Origin of the sequence: Bacillus sp. RC252, from assembly GCF_044909215.1 — a bacterium.
GTDB lineage: Bacteria > Bacillota > Bacilli > Bacillales > Bacillaceae_G > Bacillus_A > Bacillus_A mycoides.
In genome coordinates, this window is the sequence record NZ_JBIYDV010000039.1 from 1 (window position 1) to 12,171 (window position 12,171).

Consider the following 12,171-nt stretch of genomic DNA (forward strand, 5'->3'; position numbering starts at 1 on the left):
AGTAAGAAGTAATAGCCGCGATAAGGCTATATAGTTTCAAATAAGAGCTTATAGCCAAGATAAAGCTATATAGTTTCAAGTAAGAAGTAATAGCCATGATAAGGCTACATAGTTTCAAGTAAGAAGTAATAGCCGCGATAAGGCTATATAGTTTCAAATAAGAGCTTATAGCCAAGATAAAGCTATATAGTTTCAAGTAAGAAGTAATAGCCGTGATAAGGCTATATAGTTTCAAATAAGAGCCTATAGCCCCGATAAAGCTATGCAGTTTCAAATAAGAGTTTATAGCCATGATAAGGCTATATAGTTTCAAATAAGAAGTAATAGCCGTGATAAGGCTATGCAGTTTCAAATAAGAGCTTATGGCCAAGATAAAGCTATATAGTTTCAAATAAGAGTTTATAGCCCCGATAAAGCTATATAGTTTCAAGTAAGAAGTAATAGCCATGATAAGGCTATGTAGTTTCAAATAAGAGTTTATAGCCCCGATAAAGCTATGCAGTTTCAAATAAGAGTTTATAGCCCCGATAAAGCTATGCAGTTTCAAATAAGAGTTTATAGCCATGATAAGGCTATGTAGTTTTAAATAAGAGTTTATAGCCCCGATAAAGCTATGCAGTTTCAAATAAGAGTTTATAGCCCCGATAAAGCTATGCAGTTTCAAATAAGAGTTTATAGCCATGATAAGGTTATGTAGTTTTAAATAAGAAGCAGCTGGGGGATTTAAGTTTTGACTTAGAGTAACAAGTTATCTAGGCGTTAAGCAAAAAATCAGTGTGTTTAACTAATTTACTTTTAAAAATTGAAATTGTATTGTAAAGTAGTGATTTTACAAATAGAAGCAGTTTTATATAATTAAAGACAAGTAAAGAGAATTAAAATGATCCACAATAAAAGGAGTAAAAACCAATAATTGTGCAGATTGTTCAGATAACATTTCAACTTATAGGTTATGTGGTTTTTCATCTAAATGGGAAAAATAAACGCACTTTTATTCAGTCATCTTTTTAAAGTGAACTTCCATCAGTGGGAGTCTTATAGCCTGCGAATCGTGGGATGAAAAATGGACTAAGAATTTAATCTTAGTCCATTTCTTATTTTATATCCATTTTGTATGGAATGTACCTTCTTTATCTACTCGTTTATACGTATGCGCTCCAAAATAATCGCGCTGCGCTTGTAACAAGTTTGCAGGTAGTTTGGCAGTACGATAGCTGTCATAATAAGAAATTGCTGCTGAAAATGCAGGTATCGGAATGCCCTGTTGTACCGCCATTGAGATAATTTGGCGTAATCCGCCTTGATATGACTCTACAATTTCTTTAAAGTATGGATCAAGTAAAAGGTTCGGTAGGTCAGTGTTTGTCTCATAAGCCTCTTTAATGTTCTGTAAAAAGGCAGCACGGATAATACATCCGCCTCTCCAAAGCATAGAAATGCTGCCAAAATCAAGGTTCCAATCATATTCCTCAGAAGCTGCCTTCAATTGCGTGAATCCTTGTGCATAAGAACAAATTTTACTCATATATAAAGCTTGGCGCACTGCTTCAATTAATTCAGCTTTTTCAACTCCAATTGCTGTTTTATCTTTAGGGCCAGATAAAACTTTGCTTGCGTTCACGCGCTCTTCTTTTAAAGCAGAAATGCAACGTGCAAATACAGATTCCGTGATAATAGGGAGAGAGATACCTAAATCAAGTGCGCTTTGGCTTGTCCATTTCCCTGTACCCTTTTGTCCTGCAGTATCAAGAATAACATCCACTAATGGCTTACCAGTTTCTTCATCTTTCTTCTTGAAGATATCGGCTGTAATCTCAATTAGATAGCTGTTCAGTTCACCTTTATTCCATTCAGCAAATATTTCATGGAACTCTTCTGCAGTCAAATCAAGTGTTTGTTTCAAGAAGAAATATGCTTCACAAATTAATTGCATATCTCCATACTCAATACCGTTGTGAACCATCTTTACATAGTGGCCTGCCCCATTAGGTCCGATATAAGAACAGCAAGGCTCGTTATTCACTTTTGCAGAGATGTTTTCAAGCATATCCTTTACTTTTTCGTATGCATCCTTCTGTCCGCCTGGCATAATAGATGGTCCCTTCAATGCACCCTCTTCGCCGCCTGACACACCTGCACCGATGAAATTGATTCCTTCTTCGGCAAGACGTTTGTTTCGGCGAATTGTATCGACAAAGTATGTATTACCACCGTCAATTAAAATATCACCTTTATCGAGGTGAGGGACTAGAGAATCAATCGCCTTATCTGTAGTTTCCCCTGCATTAACCATTAATAAAATCTTTCTAGGTGATTCAAGTGAGTTAACAAACTCTTCAACTATATGAGTACCAACTAAGTTTTTACCACGGTTTTCCTCAATGATTTCATCAACTTTTTCCTTTGAAATATCATATAGGGCAACAGAATACCCTTTGCTTTCAAAGTTAAGTGCCAGGCTTTTTCCCATAACGCCCACACCAACAACTCCAATTTGTAACTTTGCCATATTCCATCGTTCCTTTCCATGTATGTTACTCTGTATTATAGTATATATACCTAAAATAACACTTTAATCAAATAATCAATCTTTTTCATTTCAATAGGCACCGCCAGTATTCGTGCAAAAGGTTATAGGGACACGGCACATCACTATCAAGTTAAAAAATAAAGAGAAATTTTCATCCTTATTAATCAATCATGAAAAATAACCGGTTAATTATGAAAAATCACATTAAACAGCTTCCGTATCCCTTTTATTGTTTAGAAAGATCTATACAAATAAACTTAATAATAAAGTAAATCCTAATCCGGCTACAGAAACGATAGTCTCAAGTAAAGTCCATGTTGCAAATGTTTCTTTCATGCTTAAACCAAAGTACTCTTTGAACATCCAGAAACCAGCATCGTTCACGTGTGAAGCAATTAAACTACCAGCCCCTGTTGCAAGGACAACTAAAGCAAGGTTAACATCAGATTGACCTAACATCGGAATCACTAAACCGACAGTTGTTAATGAAGCAACCGTAGCAGACCCTAATGAAATACGTAAGATGGCAGCGATAATCCATGCGAGTAAGATCGGTGATAATGAAGTTCCTTTGAATAATTCGGCTACATAGTTACCAACGCCGCCATCAATTAATACTTGTTTGAAGGCTCCGCCTCCACCAATAATTAAGAGCATCATCCCAATATTCGAGATCGCTGTTGTACAAGATTCCATCACGTTTTTGATTGGAATATTTCTTGCCAATCCCATTGTATAGATCGCAACTAGTAAGGATATCAACATGGCTGTATCCGCATTTCCAATAAACTCGATTGCTGCTAGTAAACTATTATCTGTAAATCCCATTGTTTTTTGCAGCAAATTAATAATTGTAGCGATTGCCATTAAAAGAACAGGCAGTAAAGCGGTAAAAACACTGATTCCAAAGCTAGGAGTTTCTTCAAGTTTAAATACTTTCTGCTCACCTAAAGATTTGATATTACCAGTTTTTGTGAACGCCTCAGGTACTAGTTTTTTTGCAAGTTTAGTAAATACAGGTCCAGCTAACACAACTGTTGGAACCGCTATCATAAAACCGTAAAGTAATACTTCACCGATGTTTGCATGCAATTCACCAGCGATAGCGGTTGGTCCTGGGTGTGGCGGTAAAAATCCGTGTGTTACAGATAAAGCTGCTGCCATCGAAATACCGAGATATAAGATAGAAACTTTTAATTCTCTTGAAATAGCAAATACAATCGGAATTAATAATACTAATCCTACTTCAAAAAATAATGCAATACCGATAATAAATGAGGCAGTCACAACAGCCCATTGAATGTTCTTTTCCCCGAATTTTTTCACAAGGGTCATGGCAATGCGTTGTGCGCCCCCAGAATCTGAAAGCAACTTACCTAACATCGCACCAAGTCCAAAAACGAGTGCTAAATGACCAAGTGTTCCGCCTAATCCCGCTTCAATGGTTTTAAAAATTTTTTCTGGTGGCATTCCAAGTGCTAAAGCAACCCCGACCGATACAATGATTAATGAAATAAAGGTATTTAATTTAAAGCGCATTATCAGTAAAAGTAATGCTAAAATCCCAATTGCTACAATGACTAATGGCATCGTAGTTCCCCCCAATATTAGCTGTATTTGTGTTTATCCCACTATAAGTTGGCAGTAAGTCCCCCCACCTCAAGATTTAGAGAGAAGTGAGGATTGGGGGATTACTGATGAAGGTTTTACTTTATTAAATTTCTTTGATAATTTGCAATTCGTGTATAATCGTCTTCTAGCGCCCTTGATAGGTTAATAAATATCGGCAGTAATTGTCTGTATTCTTTTGTTGCTTCTTCTTTCGGTGTATGTTTGTAGGTACTGCCAACCATTTCGGAAACGATTTCAAAAGAATCAATTTTTTCTGTGGCATAGAGACCTAATATACATGCACCTAGACAAGAGCTTTCGTAGCTCTTTGGAACAACGACTTCAGATGCGAAAATATCGGACATCATCTGTCGCCAAACGTCAGACCTTGCGAAGCCGCCTGTTGCTTGAATACGGGTTACAGGACCATCCATGCATTCGGTTAACGCTAAGAATACAGTGTATAAATTATATATAACGCCTTCTAAAGCTGCACGAATCATATGTTCCTTCTTATGTGACATCGTTAAACCGAAGAAGGAGCCACGTACATCTGGATTCCATAATGGTGCACGTTCACCTGCGAGGTATGGATGGAATAATAATCCGTCTGCACCAGGTCTCACGCGTTCAGCTATTTTAGTTAATACATCGTATGGATCAATTCCTAGTCTTTTCGCAGTTTCTACTTCTGATGAAGCAAGTTCATCACGAATCCAGCGAAGGACCATTCCGCCATTGTTTACCGGTCCACCAATTACCCAATGCTTTTCCGTTAAGGCATAACAAAATATTCTTCCTTTTTTATCTGTTTGTGGCTTGTCAATGATGGTCCGAATAGCACCGCTTGTCCCAATTGTGACAGCAATCTCACCTTTTCGAATTGCATTCACACCTAGATTAGAAAGCACCCCATCACTGGCACCAATGACAAACGGTGTTTGAGAATCGATACCAATCTTTTGGGCTAAATCTGGATTGCAGTTGCTAAATATTTGGGTGGTTGGTACGAGTTCAGATAATTGAGCTGGTGTTATACCAGCAATTTTTAAAGCTTCCTCATCCCAATCTAGTGTTTTTAAGTTCATGATACCCATGCACGAAGCGATGGAATGATCAACAACATATTGATCAAAGAATTGTTTGAAGATATATTCTTTGATTCCAATATATTTTTTCGTTCTAATAGCAATTTCCGGATGGTCATTCACAATCCATGTAATTTTACTTAATGGTGACATTGGGTGAATAGGTGTTCCTGTTTGTCTATAAACTTCATGGCCATTCAGTTCATCTTTGATTTTATGTGCCCATGCCTCACTACGATTATCTGCCCAAGTGATACAAGGTGTCAGCGGCTGATCATTTTCATCCATAGCAATGACACTATGCATAGCACTGCTAAATGAAATAAACGATGGTTTTTTATCTGAATGCTGTTTCGTTATATTTGATATCGCTTGTAAAACAGCTTGGAAAATCTCTTCTGGATCTTGTTCCGCTGTGGATATATCCGGTGTGCGAAGTGGATAACCAATATTCTCGGTTTGGATGACTTCGCCTTTTTCAGTAAATAAAACTGCTTTCGTACTTGTTGTACCGATATCTATACCTAACATATAGCTACTCATGTCCTTGCTCTACTCCTTTAGATAACATTTGTTGTGACATCCAGAGATCTTCAACTTTCCCTTGAACATCATCAAAGTTTTGATGTAAGGCCTCAATCATGAGGGCTCGATCTTTTGATTCGATTGCTTTTATATAAAGCTCATGATTTTTAATAACCCGTTCAAAGTCTTCGTACTTTTCCTTGAAACGAGTACGCATTGATAAAAGGATTAAGCTTTCCATAACAGGCTTTAAATTATTCCAAATCATCAGGATGTAGGAATGCTCAATGGTTCGAATAATCGTTTCATGGAATAAGAGATCTTGATAAGAAAACTCATCAGAATCATGATATTTAATGGCGATTTTCATCATTTCCATTATTTTATTTAGTTCTCTTACTAAATCATTTGTGTCCATCTTTACAAGTCGCTCAAAGATAAACGTTTCTATAAGTAAACGAACATCATATATTTCTTCGATTTCTTTCTCGGTTAAACCAATGACAACTGCGCCCATTCTTTCTAAGCGAATAATATTTTCAGAAGCTAGTACTTTTAATGCTTCACGAACGGGTGACCGACTTACAGAAAAATCGGCAGCTAATTTATTTTCCGATAGGATGGTACCGCTTTCAATTTGACCTGCAATAATGCGCATTCTCAGTTCGCTCGCAACACGATCACCTGTAGAAGCTTTTGAAAGCCATTTTTCAGGATAAAGAAATTCCATTGATTTCGTCATAAACTCACCTCGTGTTAATCAAGTATACTTGTATACAAGTATTATAACTCGGATTTTTAATTATGCAAGCGCTTTTATTGTTTGCTTTGGTTGTTTTAGAGGAAAGCCCCATAATTATCAAGCTAACAAATCGAGTCGCCCCAAAAACTATTATTGTTGATGAAGAAGATTTAGGGAATGGAAAACTGAAGAATACGATATCCAAGGACTTACATCAACATATTTAGCACTCGGGTTTACAATCTTTTGAATCAAAAATATAGATGTTAAGAATGTAACAGTAACTGAATTTGAGCATTAAAAACTTTTAAAAATTGAAATTGTATTGTAAAGTAATGATTTTACAAATAGAAGCAGTCTTATATAATTAAAGACAAGTAAAGAGAATTTAAATGATCCACAATAGAACGAGTAAAAATCAACAATTGTGCGGATTATTCAGATAACATTTCAACTTAAAGGTTATGTAGCCAACATATAGCTATGACGTTTCATAGTGTTAGGATTTAAATTATATTGGTTATTAACATTGTTAGGAGGTACTTAAATATGGAAAAAGTATTAGTATTGTTCAGTGATGCCCTCCTACTTGCTGCTCCAATTTATGAAGAAAACAAGCAGTTATGGGCCAAATGGAATAAATACTATAAAGAAGTACAAGAGAATCACGATAAATTAGTAACATCAGCTAATATGTCCCCTTCCTTTTCAACACTTGTTTCTTGGTTAGGTCAGAAACAAGAGCAAGGAATATCGTTGTTGAACATTTATGCCAATCTGGATAAATATAAAATTGAGATTCAAAATGTACTAAATAAGATCATTGAACAAGAATTCGGAGAAAAAGTTGAAGCAGTTGAACCAACTCAAATTTCAATTTTTGAAGATAGTCAGGTAACAGAACATATAGAAGATATATCGGATGATTACTATCCTGTAACCAATGACGCAATGTATTATCAACTACGTGATGGAATAGCAAAAAATCATTTTGAGGAAGATGAAGCAGTAGCAAAACAGGTACTGCCATTAGAAACAAAGAATTCAAGCGGAGTTGCACAACTATCTTCACATAAAGATGAGGATTTGAGATTAGTGAATACAAACGAAGCAGAAAGATGGTCTATATTGGTTGATGGAGTAATTAGTAATATGGATGATCTTACAGCAGACTGTTTGGATACCATTACAATACAATGGTTAAATCAAGCTAAATCTCCAGATGAATTCATAGATTTTAGTTATGAAAATGTATTGGAATTATGTAATATGCCAAAAGCATCAGCAAACGGTGTAGAGTATTATCGTGCAGAAGATAAGATAAAGGTAGCGCAACGTATTGCAGCGCTGGCTAGTATCTTTATTTATTTGAATGATGATAATGAAGTCGTAGTACTGAATGATCAAGCAGAAACTGGCAAACAATTCGAAATGAAACGTGAAGTAATCAAAAGGCTGTTCGTACTTGATTCTGTAGTGCTATGGAGAGATAAGAATACTAATGAATACATGGGAATAGAATCCTGTAAGATTAAGCCAGGGAGTTTCTTATCAGGCTATTTGTATGGTTCTAATAGTACAACTGCTTTATTGTCAAAAAAAGCATTAGAGTATAATAGTTATAGACACAAGTTTCATAAACGTTTAATACGTTATTTATCCTGGCAGTGGCGAATTCGTCAACAATACAGTACTTTAAAAAGACCATACTCCATTGGTGGAGAAAAAGGTCTACTATCTGTCATCGGTATAAAAACAAGTAAGGGTCGCCCAACTCGAATTCGTGAACAACTAGAAAATGTTTTAATTGATTTAGAAAAGGAAAATGTAATTTCACATTGGGCATATGCAGAGGAATTGGATGAAACAAAGATAGGAGAACGTAATTGGTTTAAGAATTACTATTCAAAATTAGGAATCATTATCTTACCACCAAAAGAATTGATGAATAATATAGATAGTATGGTAAAGAAAAAAGCAATTGGTATGCAAGAGAAGCAGGAGGACCATTATATTCTAGATACAGTAAAACAAACTCCTGAAGGATCAGAAGATGTGATACGAGAAAAAATTATGTATCAGCATATGCATCAAAATAAAACAATGCGTGAGATAGCAGATGAAATAGGTCTATCCCCTGCTACGTTATCAAGATTCTGTAATAACAAAATGAAGCGTATTTCAAAAAGTGTTAATGAAAAACTAAACAAGTGGTATGAAAGACAAATGATTATAGAATCTATGTAAAGAGAAGCAGATACCTTTACAGAGGTACCTGCTTCTTTTTAGTTTGTTCATTTTCTACATGTATTGCTCCATAATTGCGCTCGATATTGGAATAATTTCTATTTGCTATTCCTAAAAACAGAAACCACGTATTTAATTTCCCCTCCTTTACTTTACGTGAAATTCGTTCAACTACTCGGGGTATACCGAGTGTACTTTTGTACAAAATAAGATTGTTAAACGTTAAATTGAGGAGGGTTTGTATGCAAAATCATAAAAAAGCTATAGAGAAGTCTGGTTCTATTATGAAACCAAATTTTGCAGAAACTGATGCGCAAAAAGTAAAACAAGAAATTCAAAATGATGTAAGAGCAGGACAAGGAGCAATGACTTCCCGAGAAGCTGGGGCAATGCGAGATTAAGAAACCACTCCTTACTGAGTTTTAATTTTCTTCTTTAAAATCTTATTCAGTAAGGAGTTATTCCGTAATCGGGTTTTGTTTCTTAAAAAGTCGTTTTTTGCTTTGAAATAAAGTTTATTTCATGTAAGTATCTCAATTTGAAATAATTTATTTTTCGTTTAACTTTTCCAAAAGGAAGTTTAAATTGCCTTGGTATAAAGAATTCCAAAATTGTCTATTGTAGTCATCATCGTTTATTAGTATGTTATTATCAAATTCCACTAATTTGTTCTTTAATCCATAAAAAGTGTTTATTAGATCATGGTTTTTGTAGTGTTCCTGCTCTATTAGTTGAACCCAATACTTTTTAAAATAATGGAAGCAGCAATACATTTTCTCTATAGAAGAATTAACAAAATATCTTTCTACTCTTTCCGTAATTTCATGTTCTAGCTCATATATTTCTCCTGTGGGCTGGTAGATAGTAATTAGATTACCTGATTCCATATTGCTCCCAATAACAAGGTATGGCTTAAACTTCTCTAAACTCGCTAAAAACTTTTCTGTATATTCTTTATCCAATATCGAAAAAGAAAAATCATTTTGTTTTGTCCATTCCACTACATCTAAAAGAAAACCATTAGAAAAGGTGTGAAATTCTACATTGAGACATTCGAATTCATTTTCTTTAATTTGATGATTAAGTAAAAAATGCATACTATCCATGGGCAAATTTAAATTAACTATTTCCAATGTCATTCCTCCAACCCTTAATATTTAATCCATTTGTGAAAAGAAAATAAAGTTATTTAATTTTTAAACCTAAAACAAGCATAACCCCGTTCAAAATTTAGGACGGGGTTAAAATTTAGTTGTTTAATTTTTGATATAAGATACTTCACTGTACTCAAAATATAACAATAAAATCGTTTGAAAATCTAAGGCTCATTCAACAATAGCGCTCTTTAATGGAATAAATTAAATCATGAACGAGACCTAAAAACACAATCACTTATTTCTTATTGAACTAAAGCCCCTTTAGTTCAATAAGAAATGATGGCACCCCTTATGATAGTATCTATCGCACTTGAGCTCCTATTGAAAAATATTAATGGGATAGGAGGATTAAATGAAATTAAAATAACATATTTTTTCAATTACTAGAGAGACAATTCATAAAATCAATCACGACTTTTCAGCTTATGCATCGAAAGTATTTTTCTTTAATGTTAGTGTTACCTTACCTAATTTAACGACTCCCATAATTATAGAGAGCAACGGTATTAAAAATAAGAGATGGCCTATTCCTGGAGCAAATAATGTTACCGTAGACAAAGGACCAAATAATTTAGGAAATCCAATTAAAATAATCAATGGCAGCAGCCAGTTAAATACTAATATAGACAACCCATTTAGAATCCTACGGAATGTTGCTACTTTACGATTTTTAGGTTTGAAAATTCTGTAAGCTGAACAAACAATTAAAGCAACTATTGTCAGTAAAATCAAATCAATAATTACATATTTTATAAATGGATTGCTATCAGATATAGAAGGTTCTTCATTATGTACCAGTTTGTTTATCCCGCGTATGATGGCATCATATTCATTAAGATTAAGATAATCCATTGAATTGATCTGCAAGCTGATGCCGTACTCCCCATCTAGCAAAATTTTTGAGTATGTATTCTCTGTCCATCCCATATGGAAGATCCCTTCCTTATTTACTTCCCATCCCATTGCATAGTAGGTATCATTCTCAACGGGTGCTGATGGACGATGCATTGTGGTCATCGCATTCGCTGATAGAATACTTTTCCCTTTGAATTCTCCCTGATTCAATTGTACAATCATGTAATTTGCCATATCTTCCGCACTTGAAATAAGGTAACCTGATGCAACAGTCCCTTCATGGATTAACTGCTTCGTTGGTACCTTTAATCCAAATACAGTTTGGTATCCAGTCGCAATTGTATTTTTTGTATCATCTTTTGGATCAACATAACTATTGTTCATTTCAAGCGGTTTGAATATGAATTCATTAATATACTCTTTATACGATTTATTCGTAACCTCTTCGATGACTAAACCTAAAATGTTATAATTTAAATTCGAGTATTGGTATTGTTCGCCCACAGAATATGTCAATTCTGTATTTGCCAAGCTTTTTATATGTTCTTTTGATGTTGTATTCCCTTGGGATATAGATACTTGACCATCATTTGTAGAAAGACCGCTTGTATGATTCAGTAAATGTTGAATGGTGATTTTTGCAGATGCTTCTTCATCTGCAATTCGGAACCTAGGTATGTAGGATTGCACAGGTTCTTCTAGCGAGATTTTCCCTTGCTCCACTAACTGCATAATGGCAAGAGCCGTGAACGATTTACTAGTCGAACCAAGAACAATTGGCGTTTGCGATGTCATTCTTGTCCCATCTGGATTTGAAACACCATATCCTTGTATATATTCCACTTGATCCCCCTTTACGATTGCCAAGGATGCACCAGGAATGTTCAGTCTCTGTATCTCACTTGTCATTAACTTATCAATCTTAGAAATATCAAAACTACCATTTCTAGATTCGTTATCTTTTGCAAATACAACTCCGTTAACACTTATCATTAGCATTAGTATGGCGATTACGAACATCTTGCCGATTGTAAATTGCCTTTTCCTCATAATCTGTTTTTCTCTGATTTCATTCCCGCATATAGAACATTTAAGTTTTTCTTGCTTAACAAAGTTTATCATTTCAGTCTCCTTGTCTACCTTGTTATTTAAATACCTATACCCATACAAACTACTTCTATGTTCAACCAATAAAGTTAACTGTAATTTTAGATTAAGACAATCCTTTACAAATTCTACACTAATATTAACATAAATATCCAATTTCATTTGCGATTTTTTTCCATTAAATGGCCGGATTGTTGAATAACATGACTTGCGTTTTTTAAATGTAGTGTAGTGCTTTGGAAATAAACTATAATCAACAAACATAGACAAAATCCCTGATTTCGATCAAAAACAGGGATTTTGGGCATT

General features: G+C 34.7%; 8 protein-coding genes. 2 read left to right on the forward strand and 6 right to left on the reverse strand.

Annotated features, from left to right (window positions below):
• Positions 1–1,099: 1,099 nt before the first annotated feature.
• The 4 genes from gndA to gntR form a co-directional block, all read right to left on the reverse strand.
• Entirely contained in the window at positions 1,100–2,509 is a 1,410-nt protein-coding gene (gene gndA, locus ABH960_RS29115; protein ID WP_113735673.1) for an NADP-dependent phosphogluconate dehydrogenase, read from the reverse strand.
• 264 nt (positions 2,510–2,773) lie between these two features.
• Positions 2,774–4,120: a gluconate permease GntP gene (gntP, locus tag ABH960_RS29120; protein WP_404449890.1), complete on the reverse strand. Its 1,347-nt coding sequence runs from the start codon at positions 4,118–4,120 to the stop codon at positions 2,774–2,776.
• 116 nt (positions 4,121–4,236) lie between these two features.
• Positions 4,237–5,772: a gluconokinase gene (gntK, locus tag ABH960_RS29125; RefSeq protein WP_404449892.1), complete on the reverse strand. Its 1,536-nt coding sequence runs from the start codon at positions 5,770–5,772 to the stop codon at positions 4,237–4,239.
• Positions 5,765–6,496, reverse strand: a complete 732-nt coding sequence (gene gntR, locus ABH960_RS29130) for a gluconate operon transcriptional repressor GntR (RefSeq protein WP_404449894.1) — start codon at positions 6,494–6,496, stop codon at positions 5,765–5,767. The genes gntK and gntR overlap by 8 nt, the downstream gene beginning before the upstream one ends.
• A gap of 549 nt (positions 6,497–7,045) precedes the next feature.
• On the opposite strand from gntR, the gene ABH960_RS29135 reads away from it, so the two are divergent.
• Entirely contained in the window at positions 7,046–8,743 is a 1,698-nt protein-coding gene (locus ABH960_RS29135; RefSeq protein WP_404449901.1) for a helix-turn-helix domain-containing protein, read from the forward strand.
• A 242-nt stretch (positions 8,744–8,985) separates the two neighbouring features.
• On the forward strand, positions 8,986–9,144 hold the full coding sequence (locus ABH960_RS29140; RefSeq protein WP_001179369.1) for a hypothetical protein: 159 nt from the start codon (positions 8,986–8,988) through the stop codon (positions 9,142–9,144).
• A 147-nt stretch (positions 9,145–9,291) separates the two neighbouring features.
• On the opposite strand, the gene ABH960_RS29145 is transcribed toward ABH960_RS29140, so the two are convergent.
• On the reverse strand, positions 9,292–9,882 hold the full coding sequence (locus tag ABH960_RS29145; protein ID WP_404449897.1) for a hypothetical protein: 591 nt from the start codon (positions 9,880–9,882) through the stop codon (positions 9,292–9,294).
• Between the two features lie 441 nt (positions 9,883–10,323).
• Positions 10,324–11,805, reverse strand: a complete 1,482-nt coding sequence (locus ABH960_RS29150) for a serine hydrolase domain-containing protein (protein ID WP_404449899.1) — start codon at positions 11,803–11,805, stop codon at positions 10,324–10,326.
• Positions 11,806–12,171 lie beyond the last annotated feature (366 nt).

Bases quoted from the DNA above. Each gene is read 5' to 3' on its own strand.
- gndA (WP_113735673.1), bottom strand. From the start codon at position 2,509: ATGGCAAAGTTACAAATTGGAGTTGTTGGTGTGGGCGTTATGGGAAAA.
- gntP (WP_404449890.1), bottom strand. From the start codon at position 4,120: ATGCCATTAGTCATTGTAGCAATTGGGATTTTAGCATTACTTTTACTG.
- gntK (WP_404449892.1), bottom strand. From the start codon at position 5,772: ATGAGTAGCTATATGTTAGGTATAGATATCGGTACAACAAGTACGAAA.
- gntR (WP_404449894.1), bottom strand. From the start codon at position 6,496: ATGACGAAATCAATGGAATTTCTTTATCCTGAAAAATGGCTTTCAAAA.
- ABH960_RS29135 (WP_404449901.1), top strand. From the start codon at position 7,046: ATGGAAAAAGTATTAGTATTGTTCAGTGATGCCCTCCTACTTGCTGCT.
- ABH960_RS29140 (WP_001179369.1), top strand. From the start codon at position 8,986: ATGCAAAATCATAAAAAAGCTATAGAGAAGTCTGGTTCTATTATGAAA.
- ABH960_RS29145 (WP_404449897.1), bottom strand. From the start codon at position 9,882: ATGACATTGGAAATAGTTAATTTAAATTTGCCCATGGATAGTATGCAT.
- ABH960_RS29150 (WP_404449899.1), bottom strand. From the start codon at position 11,805: ATGAGGAAAAGGCAATTTACAATCGGCAAGATGTTCGTAATCGCCATA.